We start from the raw sequence: 18,662 nt of genomic DNA on the forward strand, positions 1-18,662 counted from the left end.
ATCTACTTCTCCAATATATCTTTCAACGGTCTCACCAATCTATCTATATCTCCCGCTCCGACAGTAACCAGTAACTCCGGCTGTTCGTCTTGTGCTATGGTTAAGACCTCTTGAGGGCTCACTACCCGTTTATTTATTAAATCAACCTTATCGAGCAACCAGGACGAAGTTACTCCTTCAATCGGCAACTCTCTCGCTGGATATATCTCCATAAGCAACAGCTCATCTGCCATACCCAAAACCTCCGCAAACCCATCTATAAAATCCCGGGTACGGGTAAACAAATGAGGCTGGAAAACCACCGTCAATTTCTTTTCGGGATACAACTTGCGCATTGAACTCAGAAAAGCTCTCAATTCTTCAGGATGATGTGCATAATCATCGATATATATATGCTTTTCGTTTCTAACAATAAATTCAAAACGACGCTTTGCACCTTTAAAATTAGCCAGTGCAGCTACAATCTTTTGGTCTTCTATCTTTAGCAATCTCGCTACTGTTATAGCCGCGACCGCATTCTCTACATTATGAAGTCCAGGTATACCTAGTAACACCTGTTCAATCGTAACATCAGCACCGACATAATCAAAATAAAACTGTCCGTCTTTAACATGTATATTTTGTGCATATACATCTGCCGGGCCATCCTTTGAATAACTGATATCACCGGCAAAAGGCAATCCTGTTTTAACGATCCGTTTTCCTCCGTCAACAACTCTATCCAAATACATTTCAAACGAGGTGATCAAATGCGATTCATCACCATAAATATCCAAATGATCTGCATCTGCCGAAGTAACTATAGCGATATCTGGATGCAAAGTCAAAAAAGAACGATCGTATTCATCAGCTTCCACTACCACCACGTTATTAGCCCCAAAAAGGACATTCGTATTATAGTTTGAACTTATCCCACCTAGAAAAGCCGAACAATCATATCCCGAATCCTTTAAGATATGAGCAATCATTGTCGATGTTGTCGTTTTTCCATGCGTCCCGGCGACACCAATCGTAAAACGACTAGCACTGATCAAACCCAACACCTGCGAGCGCTTAAAAAGCTCAAAACCCTTTTCCAAAAAATAGTTCTTTATTTTCAGATCAGCAGGGATTGCTGGAGTATATATAATTAAAGACTCTTCCGAAGGAACTACAAAATCAGTATCAATCAACGCCACATCATCCGTATAAATAACTGGAATCCCCTCCTTTACCAGAGCCATTGTCAATTCGGTTTCCGTCTTGTCATAACCACTCACCGCACACCCCAACTTATGAAAGTAACGAGCCAAACCACTCATCCCGATCCCACCGACACCGATTAAGTAAACTCTTTTTATTTGATCAATATTCATACTCCTACTTAATTAATTTCAATACCTCTCTAGCTATTACTTCATCAGCATCTAATAGTGCTAACGCTTTAATATGGGTTGCCAACTTTTGGCAAGTCTCTTCATCCTGCAATAATGCAATCGCCCTATCCAAAAGAACAGTTCTAGCATCCACATCTTTCACCATCACTGCGGCATCTTTATTTACCAATGCCATAGCATTTTTAGTCTGATGATCCTCTGCCACATTCGGCGAAGGGACTAGAATAACGGGCTTACCTACAACACAGAGCTCCGAAATAGTACCAGCACCTGCCCTCGCAATAATAAGATCTGCTGCGGCATAAGCATAATCCATCTTCTGTAGAAAAGCAGACATTTTGATATTATGGGGAAGTTTCCCACCAAGCTCTGCAGTCAGCTTATCGATATAGTACCCGCCACATTGCCAGATAACCTGTACACCTGCTGCATTAAGCTTGTCCATGTTATTTTTCACACAGTCATTGAGCGTACCTGCTCCAAGGCTTCCCCCTGTCACCAAAATAGTTTTCTTGCCCCCTTCTAGACCGAAATGAACCAATGCCTCACCTTTTTTACCTTCAATATCTACCGACGTACGGCGAACCGGATTTCCGGTCAACAGCACCTTTTCCTTTGCAAAGAATTGCTCCATCCCCTCATAGGCAACACAGACTTTCTTAGCCTTCTTGCCCAGACTCTTATTCGTTTTACCCGCAAACGAATTCTGTTCCTGGATCAACGTAGGCACGCCCATCATATTTGCCATCATCAACAACGGACCGGAAGCATACCCACCTACCCCCACAGCGACGTCCGCTTTAAAGTCTTTGATAATCCTTCTTGCCTTCAACAAACTATCCACCATCTTAAATGGCAAAGACAGATTCTTCAACAAAGACGAACGGTTGAATCCTTGAATATTCAAACCTATTATCGTGTAACCTGCTGCTGGCACTTTTTCCATCTCCATCTTCCCCTCGGCCCCAACAAATAGAATCTCAACATCAGGTTCAATACGGCGCAAAGCATTAGCAATTGCTATCGCAGGAAAGATGTGTCCCCCTGTACCGCCACCACTGATGATTACTTTATTCGCCATTACTTGTTTAGTATTTAGTAATGAGTATTGAGATATGAGATTTTAACCTCGTAACTCTAGACTCATTAACCTTGTAACTTTATAACTCTATTAACCTTATTAACTTAAAATCAAATAGTCCCGACAACAACCCTTTTAGGTTTTATCACCTCGTCCAATTCTTCTTTACCTTTTAATTCTTCAATATTCCTACTTACAGAAAGAATTATCCCTAATGCCACTGATGTAAACAAAATGGAAGTCCCCCCCATACTCACCAATGGAAGCGGAACTCCTGTCACCGGACCTAAACCAACTGCAACAGCCATATTTGCCAATGCCTGAATCGTGAGACTAAATCCCAACCCAGCAGCCAGAAAAGCGCCAAATGCCCGGGGACTCATCGTCACGATACGGATACAGCGATACATCAGTGCGAGATACAAGAACAGAAGAATAACACCTCCCATCGTCCCATACTCTTCAATAATGATGGCAAAAATAAAATCCGAATAAGGGTGCGGTAATACGTTACGTTGCACACTATTTCCTGGACCTTTACCGAATACCCCACCTGTAGCAATAGCGATTTTCGCATTATTTGCCTGATAATTCTTATCCTCCTGAAATGGCACATTACTTTCGTGCACCTCTTCAGTCTTAAAAAATCCTTCGATACGACTAAAATAAGTTGCCCTACGAGGTCCTATCGAAATGACGATCAATCCCAAAACCCCCACACCTGCAGTAACCAATGCTATCTGCTTAAAAGAGATACGACCAATTAACAACAACAACACACTCGTACCGAAAAGCATCAATGCTGTAGAAAGATTGGCCCATGCGATCAAAACAAATACCGCACATACAGCTCCCATTATAGGGACGAACGACTTCTTGACATCCTTAATTTCTTCCTGCTTTCGCGAAAGCATTCTTGCCAAAAATGTAATCAAAGCCAACTTCGCCAAATCCGAAGTTTGGAACGTTTGATTAATTACTGGTATTGTCACCCAACGGGAAGCATCATTCACCGAACTACCAAAAATTAGGGTATACAATAACAAAGGAATCGTAATCACCATCAAAATCTTTGAAATCCCGGCGTACCACTTATAATCCAATTTATGAGACAGATACATCAACACCAAACCAATCGCAACGATCGAAAAATGCTTGAACAAATACATCTCGGTCCCCTTACCTTCCTTATAGGCAAGTGTACCGACGGAGCTATAAACAGCAAGCAAAGACCATCCTGATAGAATTATCACGATAATCCAGATCCATTTATCTCCCTTTAGTTTTGCAAATATTTGTTCCATTCCCTTTTTATTGTTAACAAGTTAACTTGTTATTGTGTGATCATGTTATCATGTGATCTTGTAATCTCGTTAAATTCTTAACTTTTTAACTAGTTCACTTGACAACTCATAACCTCTTAACTCGACAACCTACAAAGCCATCACAGCTTCCTTAAACTTATCGCCTCTTTCTTCATAGTTTTTAAACCAATCAAAACTTGCGCAAGCAGGAGACAACAATACTGTATCCCCTTTTTTAGCCAGGTGCGAAGCAATCTGAACAGCATCTTCCATAGAAGCACTGTTTACAATTACATCGACCTCATCTTCAAATGCATCGTGAATACGCGAAGTATCCTTACCGATACAGATAATCGCCTTTACCTTCTGCTTTACCAGATCCAGCAACATGTTATAATCATTTCCTTTATCCACTCCACCTAAAAGCAGAACGATATCAGGAGAAAAACTCTCCAACGCATACCAAACCGAATTCACGTTGGTAGCCTTAGAATCATTAATATAATTAACCCCACCTATAAATGCCACATGCTCCAATCGGTGCGGGATATTCACATAAGAGCCCATACTCTCCTTCATCGTCTGATTGCGCAACTCTTGTACCTTAGCGACCAAACCTGACGCCATATTATTGTACACGTTGTGTCTTCCCTGTAATGATAACTCTTCAATATTCATCGCAAATATTTCTCTATTAGGTGTGTTAATTATTATATCTTTTTTATCGTTCAAGTAGGCTCCCTGAGACACCACATTTTCCTGTGTCATCGGCAGCATAACAGCTTTTATATCAAATCTAGGCAACGCCTTAACTGTTTCTTCGTCATCACTACAGTAGATAAAGAAATCTTCTGCCGTTTGATTCTGGATCACTCTAAATTTTGAATTCACATAGTTCTCCATCTTATAGTCATACCGATCCAAATGATCTGGTGTAATATTCAACAATACCGCCACATCTGCTCTGAAATGATACATATCGTCGAGCATAAAACTGGATATCTCCAAAACATAGGTGTCAAAATCGGAGCGTGCTACCTGCAAGGCAAAACTCTTTCCTATATTTCCAGCCAATCCAACTTTTAGACCCGCCTTTTGCAGCATGTAATGCGTCAGCATAGTCGTTGTCGATTTCCCATTCGATCCTGTTATACAAATTAAACGAGCATCCGTATACTGGGCTGCAAATTCAATTTCCGATATAAGCGGTATACCAGCGTCTCTCAACTTCTTTATCAACGGAGCCTTTTCTGGGATCCCGGGGCTTTTCACAATCAGATCTGCATTCACAATAGCCGCTTCTGTATGTTGGCCACTCTCAAAAGCGATCCCTTCATCTTGCAATTGCTTCTGGTAGCTATCTGCAATAACGCCAAGATCCGACACGAACACATCAAAGCCTTTATCCTTACCTAGGATAGCAGCACCCACACCACTCTCTCCTGCGCCGAGGATTACTAAGCGACCTTTTTGGGGATAATATGTATCAGCAATATTTGCCATCTTATCTAATTTTCAGTGTGACTATTGTCAAAATCGCCAAAATAACCCCAACGATTACAAAGCGGGTAACTATCTTAGCTTCGTGATATCCTTTTTTCTGATAATGGTGATGCAATGGAGACATCAGAAAAATCCGTTTCCCCTCACCAAACCTCTTCTTCGTATATTTAAAATAAGAAACCTGCATAATGACCGATATGTTTTCAATCAAAAACACACCACACAAAACAGGAATCAGTAATTCTTTCCGAATCAAAATTGCGAAAGCTGCGATTATACCTCCAATTGCAAGAGACCCTGTATCTCCCATAAAAACCTGTGCTGGATAAGCATTGTACCACAAAAACCCCGTACATGCACCGATAAAGGCTCCCGCAAAAATCACCAACTCGCCCGAGTTCGGGATATACATGATATTCAGGTAATCAGAGAAAATGATATTACCCGACACATAAGCCAATATTGCCAATGTAATCCCGATAATAGCCGAAGTCCCGGTCGCCAAACCGTCAATCCCATCCGTAATATTTGCGCCATTGGACACCGCGGTAACAATAAAAACAACAACAAACAGAAACAGAAAAAAAGTCGCCCACTTACCCTCCAAACCAATCACATCCAACACCTTAGAATAATCAAACTCATTATTCTTGTAAAAAGGAATATTCGTTTTGGTCGATTTGACATTCTCCGCGTACGTTTTTTCTCCGGTCTGCGGATTAATAACTACCTCCACTGGTCTAGACGAACTCGGATTTGACACCTGTTCCCGCACAACGATATCCGGGTGGAAATACATCGTAATAGCAATCAATGTCCCCAACCCCACCTGACCAATCACCTTAAAACGGCCTGCCAATCCTTCTTTGTTCTTACGGAACACTTTGATATAATCGTCCAAAAATCCGATAGCTCCCATCCAAAGAGTCGTAATGATCATGATGATCACGTATATATTGTCAAGCTTAGCAAATAACAGTGTAGGGATCAGAATACCAGCGATGATAATCAATCCTCCCATAGTCGGTGTACCCTGCTTTTTCTTCTCACCTTCTAGACCCAAGTCACGAATAGTTTCTCCGACCTGCTTTTTATGCAACAATCGAATCAGACGACTACCAAATACCGTTGTAATTATCAAAGACACAATAACCGCCATGGCCGTTCTGAACGAAATGTACTGAAACAGTCCCGACCCTGGAATATGTAAATGTTCTTGTAACCAAGTAAATAAATAATATAACATCGGCTCTCGTTATTGTTCGTTAAATGTATTTTCTAATTCTTCACGATCATCAAAATGATGACGCACACCATTGATCTCTTGATATTTCTCATGTCCCTTTCCGGCGATAAGCACGATATCCCCAGGCGAAGCCAGATGGCAAGCCGCACGGATCGCTTCTCTTCTATCCGAAATACTGAACGTATTTTTCTTTTTATCTGCAGGAACACCGGCTTCCATTTCCTTAATGATAGCCAATGGATCTTCCGTACGTGGATTATCCGAAGTGATAATTAATTTATCACTGTACTTCAACGCTACTTTAGCCATTTCCGGCCGCTTAGTTCTATCTCGATCGCCACCACAGCCCAACACCGTAATAATCTGTTGTCCGCCTGTACGCAATTGCTGAATCGTCTCCAAAACATTTTCAACCGCATCCGGTGTGTGGGCATAATCGACCACCCCGACAATTCCTTTGGCCGATCGAACAGTTTCAAAACGTCCTTCAGCCCCTGTGATTTCACTCAATGCAGTCAACACTTTTAGCGTTTCCTGTTCCAACAAAATGGCCGCACCATATACTGCTAAAATATTATATGCATTAAATCCACCTACCAATTTCACCCACACTTCATGACCATCGATCTGCAACAACATACCATCAAAGTGACTCTCTACCACCTTAGCCTTAAAATCTGCCATACTCTGCAGACCATAAGTTTTTCGGTGCGAAAAGGTGTTTTGCAACATAACCGCACCATTCTTATCATCAATATTCGTTAACGCAAAAGCATAACGATCTAACTCATCAAAAAAGCTTTTTTTCGCCTTAATATAATTGCTAAAGGTCTTATGAAAGTCCAAGTGATCGTGGGTAATATTCGTAAATATTCCGCCTGCAAACCGCAATCCAGCAATTCGCTGCTGTACAACAGCGTGCGAACTCACCTCCATAAAACAGTAATCACAGCCTTCATCCACCATCTCCCGCAACAAATGATTTAAAGCCACTGGATCCGGAGTAGTGTGAGTTGCCGTTACGACACGGTCACCTATTCGATTCTCTACAGTAGACAACAACCCCACTTGATATCCAAGATGATTAAAAAGATTAAACAATAAGGTGGCTACCGTGGTCTTTCCATTGGTCCCAGTCACACCGACCAACTTCAGGTCTTTGGACGGATTACCGTAAAAATTTCCCGCGATAAGTCCCAATACATACGCACTATCATTGACTAATAAATAAGTCACCGTATCCAGCATATCTGCCGGTAGCTCTTCAACAACGAGTGCTACAGCTCCAGCCGCCGCAACTTTGTCTACGAACAAATGTCCATCGGTATGTACACCTCGAACCGCAACGAATAGCGACCCTGCATCAACCTTTCTCGAGTCAAAGCACACCGAAGTGATCTCCACTTCGAGCGAGCCTTCAACCTGAATTACAGGCACTGCATGCAATAACTCTTTTAATATCATATCTAGTTCAATTCAAGTGCAATATTTGTCCCTATTTTCAATTTTTCACCTGGCAACAACGATTGGGAAACTACCTTCCCTTTACCATTCACCCGGCTTTTGAACCCTGCATTCTCCATCGTATATAGCGCATCTACCAATCCCATTCCTACCACATTAGGAACCACCCCTTCACGAATAGATACCTCCACAAAAGGAACTCCCTTTTTTGAGGTATCCGCACCTGCCCCTTGTGCGATACTGTTCCAGTTATAAGATGTAAACCCTAAGGCTTCATACACCTTAGTCGAAGCTTCTTTAGATCCAGCTAAGGTCAACGGTGTTTTAGTCCCGGCAACATTTACATCGCGTGTAGCAAACGTACCATGCAACGATAAATCATTCGCATACACCATATCAGCCAATTCTTTAAACACCGGTCCTGCTACCGAACCACCATAGTATCCATTCCGCGGATTACGAATCACCACGATCATCGAATACTTCGGGTTCTTCGCTGGAAAATATCCCGCAAAGGAAGATTGGTACCTTCGCTGTCCATACCCACGCGAATTGTCAGCCATCTGAGCTGTACCTGTCTTTCCAGCAGAAGTATATAACGGGCTTGTTAATTTTTTACCCGTCCCCTGCGTCATCACACCTTCCAACATACGCTGCATTTTGGCTATCGCATCACTAGAAGCCATTTGCTTGTTAATAACACGCGCTTCAAATTTCTCCACCGTATTTCCCAAATGCCGAATCTCCTTTACAAAAAGAGGCGCCACCATTTTACCATCATTAGCCACCCCGTTAAATAGGACCAATGTCTGCAATGGCGTAAGCAACAACTCGTAACCATAAGCCATCTGAATTAAAGACAACTTACTCCAACTTTTATTCTTTGGCGTCTTCACCACTGGTGTAGCTTCCCCTGGAATCTGCAAGCCTAAAGGATCATTTAACCCCCAACTGTGCAATTTTGAAGTAAATTTAGAAGGGTTCTCACCATACTTCATATTTATCAACTTCGTGATAGCCACATTGGATGAAGCCTCAAAACCTTCCTTTGCAGTCATCAAAGACTTTTTAGGAGCGTGTGAATCCCGGATCGTATGCGAAGGAACTTTGTAAGTACCATTCCCCACATCCACCATGGTATTCGTATCGATTAGCCCATCGTCTAGTGCCGCCAAATAAGAGGCCAACTTGAATGTTGATCCTGGATCAGCACGCTGTGCTATTGCATAGTTAAATTTTTCCCGATATTCACCATCTGTATCTCTAGTAAAGTTTGCAATTGCACGAACTTCCCCCGTAGCGACCTCCATCAATACCACACACCCCTCATCCGCATTAGAGATTTTCATCTGCTTACCTAGCGCACGTTGTGCCATATCCTGCATGTTGACATCGATCGTCGCGATGATATCCGAACCATCGACAGGCGCTACTTCAACCTCTCTATTCAATGGCACCCAAACACCACCAGCGATACGCTGCATCATTTGCGCTCCACTTTTACCTTCAATATAATCCCCATAAGCACCCTCCAGCCCTACACGGAATTCATCATTTTTATAACCGATAGTCCGTGCTGCCAAATTCGTAAACGGCAGAATCCGTTTGTTTTGACGAACGGATACCAGACTACTTGAAAAACGGGTTTTCCCCTCTTTAAATGTTTTCATCAGCGGAAAGGTCTTTAACACTTTCAGATCCTGATGAGACACTGCTCTTTTTAGGAGTACGTAGCGTTGCTTTTTACTACGAGCTTCCTTCAACATATTTAGATATTGCCGCGAAGACTTATCTTTAAAAAAACCAGATAGCCGGATAGCCAAGGAGTCCACTTTCAGATTAAAAACGTCGTTATGCTCCAACGGGATAGCCATCGCATCAAAACGAATCTCATACTCCGGCACCGAAGTCGCCACTAGACTACCATCATTCGAATAAATATTCCCTCTAGCAGCCTCTACCACACGTTCTTGAATCGTCAAGCTATCAGCAATAGCCTTCCATTCTTTTCCGTCCACATACTGCAAGTGAAGCAACTTGGCAAAAACCGCCAAGGCCCCAAACACCATAAGCCCGAAAGCCAGGTATACTCTTACTAATATGGACTTCCTTATATTCATTCCACCTAACCGTTATCCTTACTTTTTTTCCTTTAAAACCTCAAGTTTTATAGGCGGTTCCGTCCGTTCTTTCAACCCTAGCGTATCCGCCCTTTTTGCTATCTCTGTCTGCGTTGTCAACTTCATCAACTCAGCCGACAGCGACTTATAATCCCAACTCAACTCCTTCACCTCTTTACCCAACCGATCTATCTGACGTACGGTACGCTCCGCCAAATGCCGGTTTGATATATATATCAATGTCAAAAAAACCAGAAAGGCGACAAAGGGCAAGTTCTTGGTCACCAAATAAGTTGAAATCTTTTTCGGCGAGAAAATCGTTCGGATAAAATCCTGCGTTTCCTCTACCTTCTCCTCAACCTCCTCAAACATCTCCTCTTGAACATCCTCACTCAACTCTTTGTTACGTATCGTGTTTTTTCTAGACATCCCTTTTTATTTTACACGCCCGACAATATTTATCAAACGCCGTTATCGTCAATTAGAAATAACTTTCTAATCCGCTTTCGTTTCAGCCAACTTTTCAGCAACTCTCAACTTTGCACTTCTTGATCTATTATTTTCCGCAAGCTCCACCTCCGAAGCTGTAATCGCTTTACGAGTCACCACTTTAAAAGGCTTAATTTCATTCCCAAAAAAATCCTTCTCCACCTCACCCTTAAACTTACCTTTCAACATAAAATTCTTAACCAAGCGATCCTCCAAAGAATGGTAAGACATTATTACCAATCGCCCCTCCGGCTTCAGAACGGAAATAGTCTGCAGCAAAAACTCCTGCAATGCCTCCAGCTCCTTATTCACCTCGATACGCAAAGCCTGAAAAACCTGCGCATGATATTTATGTTCCTTCCCACGAGGCACCATCTTTTTTATCACCTCCTTCAACTCGGCAACCGTCTCAATCGCTTTTGTTAATCGCGCAGTCACAATCGTTTTTGCTAAAGACTTTGCATTCTGCACTTCTCCATACATTCCAAAAATCCGATGCAACTCATCTTCCGGATAGGTATTCAACACTTTTCGTGCATCCAAATCCGACACCTGATCCATTCGCATATCCAAATCCGCATCAAAACGGATGGAAAAACCACGATCGGCATCATCAAATTGATGCGACGACACACCAAGATCTCCCAACACACCATCTACCTGCTTAATCCCCTCCAATCGGAGATAATTTTTCAAAAACCGAAAGTTCTGATGAATCAATACGAAACGATCGTCATCGATTTTATTACGTAGCGCATCCGGATCCTGATCAAAAGCAATTAAACGCCCACTTGCCCCCAATCGCTTTAAAATCTCACGCGAATGCCCACCACCACCAAAGGTGACATCGACATAAACCCCATCCGGCTTAATGTTCAATGCCTCCATACACTCATGAAGCATAACCGGAACATGATATACCTGTTCATTAGCCATCGATACCTCCAAAATCTAAACCACCCATTACTTCTTCTGCCAAAGCGGAGAAATCTTCTCCATCACCCAAATCCATCTTCTCATCATAAACTGCTTTCGGCCACACTTCCACCTTATCAAACTGACAAGCCAACACCACATCACCTTCTATATTCGCATAGTCCAAAAGAACTTTTGGCAACAATACCCGACCCGCCGAATCCAACGATAGAATCGTGGCACCACGCATAAATTGCCGCACAAACTCCCTGTTCTTAGCGTTAAATGTATTCAACCTCGAAATCTTAGCAGCCTGCTTATCCCACTCTTCCCGCGTATAAATCACGAGATTCTTATCAAAACCCCGGTTCACAATAAGCCCCTCCTGCTCTACATCCGGCAATTGCCGTTTGAGCGCAGCAGGAACCACCAATCTTCCCTTGGCGTCCAACTTACATTCGAATTCTCCGATGAGCTGAATCATTGAGCTAGTTATGCTAAATTAAATTTCAATTGTAAAAGTATACACTTTCCCCCACAATCCCCCACTTTCCCCCACAAAAAAGTTTTCCACATAGAATTTGAGCTACAAAGCACACAAAAAAAGCCCCGTAAACAACCAAAAACAAACCTACATACTGATTATCAATAAACTCTAAAAATTAATCAGTTTGTAATTTCTGTTCCCATAACACCTCTGTTTTCGCAAAAAAAAGCTACAACTACCTCAGTTTTACTAGATCAGTGGGGCAAAGTGGTAGTCCATAAAACTTAAAATTATTAATGTCCCATCATTCGTTATTCTCCTCCAAATCCGATAATTTTGCAACTCAACCATCTGCCGGGCAATTCTAGACAGATGGTTCGTTTTTTACTTTTAACTTTTCACTTTATATATAATGTATAGAAGTCATAATTGTGGCGAGCTACGTGCAGCAGATGTCAACAAAGAAATTACACTTTCGGGTTGGGTTCAAAAGAGCCGGGATAAAGGTTTTATGATCTGGGTAGACCTTCGGGATAGATATGGTATCACGCAGCTTATATTTGACGAAGTACGTACCACCGAAGCTGTAATGAAGTTGGCAAAATCTTTAAGCCGCGAATATGTCATCCAAGTCAAAGGAACAGTAATCGAGCGCGAATCAAAAAACAGCAACCTCGCCACCGGTGAGATTGAAGTTCTTGTCAGCGAGTTAACTATACTAAACGAAGCACAGTTACCTCCGTTCACCATTGAAGACGACACCGATGGTGGCGAAGATATCCGTATGAAATACCGCTATCTAGACATCCGTCGCAATCCGGTAAAAAACAGCTTGTTATTTAGGCACAAAGTAACCCAAGAGGTCAGAAACTATCTTTCTAACCTAGACTTCTGTGAGATAGAGACACCTTACCTTATTAAGTCTACTCCCGAGGGGGCCCGTGACTTTGTAGTACCATCCCGCATGAACCCGGGACAGTTCTATGCATTACCACAATCTCCGCAAACCTTCAAACAATTATTGATGGTCGGAGGCATGGACAAATACTTCCAGATTGTAAAATGCTTTAGGGACGAAGATCTTCGTGCAGACCGCCAACCAGAGTTTACACAGATCGACTGTGAAATGGCTTTCATCGAGCAAGAGGACATCTTAAACGTATTTGAAGGGCTAACAAGACATTTATTAAAATCAATTCACAATATCGATATCGACGCTTTTCCTCGCATGACTTTTGACGAAGCGATGCGCAAGTATGGAAACGACAAACCGGACATCCGTTTCGGAATGGAGTTTGGAGAGTTAAATACGGTAGCACAACATAAGGACTTTGCTGTATTCAACAATGCAGAACTTGTAGTCGGTATCGCCGTACCAGGAGCAGCAGGCTACACCCGGAAGGAGATCGATGGTCTTATCGACTGGGTAAAACGTCCTCAAGTTGGTGCCCTAGGCATGGTATACGTCAAGTGCGAAGCAGATGGATCCTTCAAGTCTTCTGTTGACAAATTCTATGACCAAGAAGACTTAACAAAATGGGCTGAAGCCACAGGAGCAAAAGCCGGAGATTTAATCTTAGTATTATCGGGTCCTGCCAACAAAACACGTGCTCAGCTAAGTGCACTACGCATGGAACTAGGTAATCGCATGGGCTTACGTAAACCGGACGAATTTGCTCCATTATGGGTTATCGACTTCCCGCTATTAGAATGGGACGAAGACACAAACCGTTTCCACGCGATGCACCACCCATTCACTTCTCCGAAGAAAGAGGACATGCACCTATTAGATACAGATCCGGGCAAAGTCAGAGCAAACGCTTATGACCTAGTTCTTAACGGAAATGAAATCGGCGGCGGATCGATTCGTATCCACAACAAAGAAACACAGGCATTAATGTTCAAGCACCTCGGCTTTACAGCAGAGCAGGCTCAAGATCAATTTGGATTCTTGATGAATGCGTTTCAATACGGTGCCCCACCACACGGTGGCCTAGCATTCGGATTAGATCGACTTACAGCGATATTGGGCGGACAAGAAACTATCCGCGATTTTATCGCCTTCCCTAAAAACAACTCTGGCCGCGATGTCATGATCGATGCTCCAGCAACAATCGACCAAGCGCAGCTCGAAGAGCTGAGTCTAGCTTTAAATGTTAAAGCATAAAACAATAAAACTCCCGCTGCAAAACAGCGGGAGTTTTTCATTAAAATATACACTTTCAGAAAAAACTTTCATGATTCCATTGAATCACCAACAGCGATGAAAGTTCTTGATGTCCATTAAACCGAACGAAGAGAGCTCATTGATACCTTGAAATATAATGTCAAATCAATAATACGGACAATTTCAGAAAAAAAGAGTAGTTTTACCACATGGCACAGAACGTTGCAGAGAAATTTTTAAAAGACAGCACCACAAAATCCTTTGACCTCCGTCATCGAGAAATTATCAATAACAATATTGACAAATACAACCTGGCTTTTGAAAAAGGAAAAAGCAAATTTCTGGATTTAGCCAACTCCAAGAAGAAAGCCAATCTGGTAAAATGGAAGGTAATTGAGAATCTGGATAGATACCTTTTGGATTTCGAAGCAAATTTCACGCGCAACGGTGGTAAAGTAATCTGGGCCAACGATGCTGAAGAGGCGAGACAGGAGATCTGGAAGATCATGGAAAAGCACAAAGCGAAATCCGTAGTCAAGTCCAAGTCTATGGCCACCGAAGAGATTGAACTCAACCATTTTCTCAACGACAAAGGAGTTGACACGATCGAAAGTGATTTAGGAGAATACATCATTCAACTGTTGGATCACAAACCTTATCATTTTGTGACGCCGGCAATGCACCTCAGTCTAGAAGACATTGCTAAGCTATTTCACGAAAAATTCGATACCCCCTTAGATGCAACCGCCGAACAACTCACGATGAAAGCACGCGAACTGTTACGGTCACATTATACCAACGCTGATATAGGCATATCAGGCGCTAATTTTTTGATAGCCGATTCAGGAAGTATTGCTATTACCGAAAATGAAGGCAATGCCCGACTGACTACCACCTTTCCGAAGGTACATATCGCTGTCGTAGGTATTGAAAAAATATTACCAAGTCTGGCCGACCTAGACCTATTCTGGCCCTTACTTGCTTCACATGGAACAGGTCAAAACCTCACCGTGTACAACAGCATTTTGAGCGGGCCACGACTAGACACCGATACTGACGGGCCAGACGAAATGTATGTTGTCCTATTGGACAACGGGCGCTCACATCTTCTAGAAAAGAAAGAGCAACGTCAAGGATTGTACTGTATCCGTTGCGGATCCTGCCTTAATGTATGTCCAATCTATCAAAACATAGGCGGACATACCTACGAAACCACCTATCAGGGACCGATTGGTTCGTTGATTTCACCGCATCTGAGTGGCATGAAAGAATTCAAACACCTATCCTATGCTTCCAGCCTCTGCGGCAAATGCACCGAGGTCTGTCCAGTAGGAATAGATATACAGAAAATGCTTTTATTAAATCGTCGGGATGCCGTACAAGAAGACCTAACACCACCTATGGAAAAGCGAATGTGGAAAGGTTTTACCTATGCGATCCAAAGACGTAAACTCATAGATTTTTTCGGCGGTAAACTTAAGAATTTCTTTGCCCGCAATTTCTTCAAGAAAGCTTGGGGTCCGAATAGAGCACTTCCTGAATTCCCAAAGAAATCCTTTGCACAGCAATGGAAGGAAAAGGAGAAACAGCATTAAAAAAAGCGAGCCTAGGCTCGCTTTTTTTAATGCTGTTAATCAATATATTCAAAGCCCGTATACGGCACCAAAACCGCCGGAATCTTAATCCCTTTCTCGGTTTGATTGTTCTCTAAAATAGAAGCCACAATACGAGGCAAAGCCAAAGCCGATCCATTCAATGTATGTGCCAGCTGCATTTTGCCGTCTTCATTCTTGAAGCGTACTTTCAATCGATTAGATTGATAAGTTTCAAAATTAGATACAGAAGACACCTCCAACCAACGTTCCTGTGCAGCACTGAACACCTCCATATCGTAAGTCAAAGCAGCAGTAAAACTCATATCACCGCCACAAAGACGAAGCACGCGGTAAGGTAGCTCCAATTTCTGCAACAGACCTTGTATATAAGCGCTCATCTCTTCGATCACTTCATAAGACTTAGCCGGATGCACGATCTGTACAGCCTCTACTTTGTCAAACTGATGCAGACGGTTTAGGCCACGCACGTGTGCACCATACGATCCCGCCTCTCTACGAAAACAAGGTGTATAAGCACAGTGTCTGATCGGAAACTGCTCTTCTTTCACGATCACATCGCGATACAGATTAGTTACGGGCACTTCTGCTGTAGGGATAAGATAAAGATCATCATTTGTAACATGGTACATTTGACCTTCCTTATCTGGCAATTGCCCCGTTGCAAAAGCAGATGCTTCATTGACCATTATTGGCACTTCTACCTCAGTATAGCCTGCTTCAGCAGCCTGATCGAGAAAATAATTGATCAACGCACGTTGCAAGCGGGCACCTTTACCCTTATAAACCGGGAATCCCGCACCTGTTACTTTTACACCAAGCTCCAGATCTACGATATCGTATTTTGTCAGCAGTTCCCAATGCGGCAACTTACCTTCGCCCAACTCTGGTATAGTACCATTTGTCAGTACCACCTCATTCTCTTCAGGAGTTATCCCCACCGGCACCGAGCTATGCGGCAAATTAGGCAATTGCACGATTTTATAGTTCAATTCCTGCTCTACCTGAGATAATCTCTCCGTAAACTCTTTCAGTTGCTCTTTGTATCCGGAGGATTTTGCTTTAATGGATTCGGCTTCTTCTTTCTTTCCCTGACGCATCAAATCACCAATTTGCTTAGCGGACGAATTTGCTTCAGCAGCAATAGCGTCGGACTCGTTCTGAATCTGACGGCGTTGTTCATCCAAGCTAATGATTTCATCAACCAAAGCCACATCTTTAAAGTTTTTCACAGCCAATCTTTCAATGACTGCATCCCTGTTTTCTCGGATAAAATTTAACTGCAACATATATTTTGAGTTTTATGTCGCAAAGATAACCATTTATGTCGCTCGAGCCGTGACTAGCTCACACTTTTTTCCGCCTTTTACTTAATTTCTTTACCTTTGAGTATGCTATACTTAGTCCCTACACCCATTGGCAACTTGGAGGACATGACCTTTAGAGCGATACGTATCCTCAAAGAGTCTGACCTTATACTTGCTGAAGATACACGTACCAGTGCACCACTATTAAAGCATTTTGGTATTGACAAGAAGGTTTTTGCACATCATCAGCATAACGAGCACAAGGCCGTCAATGAGATCATCCGTTTTTTAAAAGAAGGGCAGCAGATCGCGTTGATTTCAGATGCTGGCACACCCGCAATCTCCGACCCTGGCTTTTTATTAGTGAGAGAGGCTATAAAAGAAGGCATCACGGTACAGTGTTTACCGGGCGCAACAGCGTTTGTCCCTGCGCTCGTCAATTCAGGTTTACCCAATGACAAATTTTGTTTTGAGGGCTTCTTACCGGTCAAAAAGGGCCGTCAAACCCGAATGAAGCAGCTTGCGGAAGAAAAAAGAACGATGATATTTTACGAGTCACCGCACCGCCTGCTCAAAACCATTGAAGAGTTTATAACTTATTTTGGAGAAGATCGACAAGCGTCAATTTCCCGGGAACTTAGCAAACTCTATGAGGAGACCCAACGCGGAACACTCGTCGAATTAAAGACCTACTACGAGAATAACCCAATCAAGGGAGAGTTTGTCTTTTGTGTCGCCGGACTAGAATAACAAGATTCTAGCTTAATAAAAGTTTTATTACACTTGCGTGAATACAAAGCTTTTTAATTAAGTTTACTTAGCAGATATAGTTTATATATTGATCATTATCATTGTACAGAAAAAATGAGTTTAGATAAGTTTATACAAGACGGACAAGACCTTAAAGTTGTAGAAAAAATATACAGCAAAATCGTCGACATGTTGACACATGGCGAATCATTGAGTTACATCGCTTTACAAAAAAAGCCGGCTGTAACCCTACTTCCTGATAGTATCGCTATCAGTAACAAACGTATTTTTCTTTGCGAATTCACCAAATTAGGACTAGCAACCAATTTTGAAATATTCTCTTGGAAGGATATTAAAGACATCGCGTTCAAAGAAGAAATATTTGGTTCTAAGGTAACCGTAATTCCATTTACCGGAGAGAACCTGAGCATAGACTACATTCCTAAGACACAGGCCCGCAAGCTGTATCAGCTCATAAAAGAAGCGTTGGAAAATGTCAAAATCGAAAACGAAGAGCCAGCACCTGTTACAAAACCGATAGTTCCTATTCGTGATATTTACGAAGAGCCAAAGAGAGAAATCCCAACCCCCATCCAGCCGGCTTTCGAAGCACCACAACAACCTCTGGTCGAGCAACCTATTGTTGTACAAGATAATACCCGAGTCGAGTCAACTCCAATTTTCGAAAGAACAGAATCTACACCTGGCGCTACTGAGGTCGAAGAAGACGAAATCACACTAAAGTTGAAAAAACTGAAAGGACTGTTTGACAAACAATTGATCTCTCAAGCAGAATACGAAAGTAAGAAAGCAGAAATTCTATCTCAGTTATAACATAGC

At 42.4% G+C, this 18,662-nt stretch carries 15 protein-coding genes; 4 read left to right on the forward strand and 11 right to left on the reverse strand.

Going from position 1 to position 18,662, the window contains the following annotated elements:
* Positions 1–2: 2 nt before the first annotated feature.
* The 10 genes from murC to mraZ all read right to left on the reverse strand — a co-directional run bounded on the left by murC (position 3) and on the right by mraZ (position 11,982).
* On the reverse strand, positions 3–1,355 hold the full coding sequence (murC, locus tag B5X76_RS15335) for a UDP-N-acetylmuramate--L-alanine ligase (protein WP_079644401.1): 1,353 nt from the start codon (positions 1,353–1,355) through the stop codon (positions 3–5).
* A 4-nt stretch (positions 1,356–1,359) separates the two neighbouring features.
* Positions 1,360–2,457, reverse strand: a complete 1,098-nt coding sequence (murG, locus tag B5X76_RS15340) for an undecaprenyldiphospho-muramoylpentapeptide beta-N-acetylglucosaminyltransferase (RefSeq protein ID WP_079644402.1) — start codon at positions 2,455–2,457, stop codon at positions 1,360–1,362.
* Between the two features lie 110 nt (positions 2,458–2,567).
* Entirely contained in the window at positions 2,568–3,761 is a 1,194-nt protein-coding gene (locus B5X76_RS15345; RefSeq protein ID WP_079644403.1) for an FtsW/RodA/SpoVE family cell cycle protein, read from the reverse strand.
* 129 nt (positions 3,762–3,890) lie between these two features.
* A complete protein-coding gene (gene murD, locus B5X76_RS15350; protein ID WP_079644404.1) occupies positions 3,891–5,264 on the reverse strand; it encodes a UDP-N-acetylmuramoyl-L-alanine--D-glutamate ligase in 1,374 nt (457 codons plus the stop codon).
* A gap of 1 nt (position 5,265) precedes the next feature.
* Positions 5,266–6,510, reverse strand: a complete 1,245-nt coding sequence (gene mraY, locus B5X76_RS15355; protein ID WP_079644405.1) for a phospho-N-acetylmuramoyl-pentapeptide-transferase — start codon at positions 6,508–6,510, stop codon at positions 5,266–5,268.
* 9 nt (positions 6,511–6,519) lie between these two features.
* Positions 6,520–7,974 (reverse strand): UDP-N-acetylmuramoyl-L-alanyl-D-glutamate--2,6-diaminopimelate ligase, encoded by a 1,455-nt coding sequence (locus tag B5X76_RS15360; RefSeq protein WP_079644406.1) that lies wholly within the window; start codon positions 7,972–7,974, stop codon positions 6,520–6,522.
* Positions 7,975–7,976: 2 nt separating this feature from the next.
* Complete coding sequence (locus B5X76_RS15365; RefSeq protein WP_079644407.1) at positions 7,977–10,094, reverse strand: penicillin-binding protein; 2,118 nt, start codon at positions 10,092–10,094, stop codon at positions 7,977–7,979.
* Between the two features lie 18 nt (positions 10,095–10,112).
* Positions 10,113–10,523, reverse strand: coding sequence for an FtsL-like putative cell division protein (locus tag B5X76_RS15370; RefSeq protein WP_079644408.1), 411 nt, complete (start codon positions 10,521–10,523; stop codon positions 10,113–10,115).
* Between the two features lie 66 nt (positions 10,524–10,589).
* Positions 10,590–11,519, reverse strand: a complete 930-nt coding sequence (rsmH, locus tag B5X76_RS15375) for a 16S rRNA (cytosine(1402)-N(4))-methyltransferase RsmH (RefSeq protein ID WP_079644409.1) — start codon at positions 11,517–11,519, stop codon at positions 10,590–10,592.
* Positions 11,512–11,982, reverse strand: a complete 471-nt coding sequence (gene mraZ / locus B5X76_RS15380) for a division/cell wall cluster transcriptional repressor MraZ (protein ID WP_079644411.1) — start codon at positions 11,980–11,982, stop codon at positions 11,512–11,514. The genes rsmH and mraZ overlap by 8 nt, the downstream gene beginning before the upstream one ends.
* A 415-nt stretch (positions 11,983–12,397) precedes the next feature.
* On the opposite strand from mraZ, the gene aspS reads away from it, so the two are divergent.
* Both aspS and B5X76_RS15390 read left to right on the forward strand, forming a co-directional pair.
* Positions 12,398–14,152: an aspartate--tRNA ligase gene (gene aspS, locus B5X76_RS15385; RefSeq protein ID WP_079644413.1), complete on the forward strand. Its 1,755-nt coding sequence runs from the start codon at positions 12,398–12,400 to the stop codon at positions 14,150–14,152.
* A 209-nt stretch (positions 14,153–14,361) separates the two neighbouring features.
* Positions 14,362–15,747: a LutB/LldF family L-lactate oxidation iron-sulfur protein gene (locus B5X76_RS15390; RefSeq protein WP_079644415.1), complete on the forward strand. Its 1,386-nt coding sequence runs from the start codon at positions 14,362–14,364 to the stop codon at positions 15,745–15,747.
* A 35-nt stretch (positions 15,748–15,782) separates the two neighbouring features.
* On the opposite strand, the gene serS is transcribed toward B5X76_RS15390, so the two are convergent.
* Complete coding sequence (gene serS / locus B5X76_RS15395; protein ID WP_079644417.1) at positions 15,783–17,054, reverse strand: serine--tRNA ligase; 1,272 nt, start codon at positions 17,052–17,054, stop codon at positions 15,783–15,785.
* A 102-nt stretch (positions 17,055–17,156) separates the two neighbouring features.
* Here serS and rsmI point away from each other — a divergent pair, with 102 nt between their 5' ends.
* On the forward strand, positions 17,157–17,822 hold the full coding sequence (gene rsmI, locus B5X76_RS15400; RefSeq protein ID WP_079644418.1) for a 16S rRNA (cytidine(1402)-2'-O)-methyltransferase: 666 nt from the start codon (positions 17,157–17,159) through the stop codon (positions 17,820–17,822).
* Between the two features lie 114 nt (positions 17,823–17,936).
* Positions 17,937–18,656 (forward strand): PH domain-containing protein, encoded by a 720-nt coding sequence (locus B5X76_RS15405; RefSeq protein ID WP_079644420.1) that lies wholly within the window; start codon positions 17,937–17,939, stop codon positions 18,654–18,656.
* Positions 18,657–18,662 lie beyond the last annotated feature (6 nt).

Origin of the sequence: Sphingobacterium nematocida, from assembly GCF_900168125.1 — a bacterium.
GTDB lineage: Bacteria > Bacteroidota > Bacteroidia > Sphingobacteriales > Sphingobacteriaceae > Sphingobacterium > Sphingobacterium nematocida.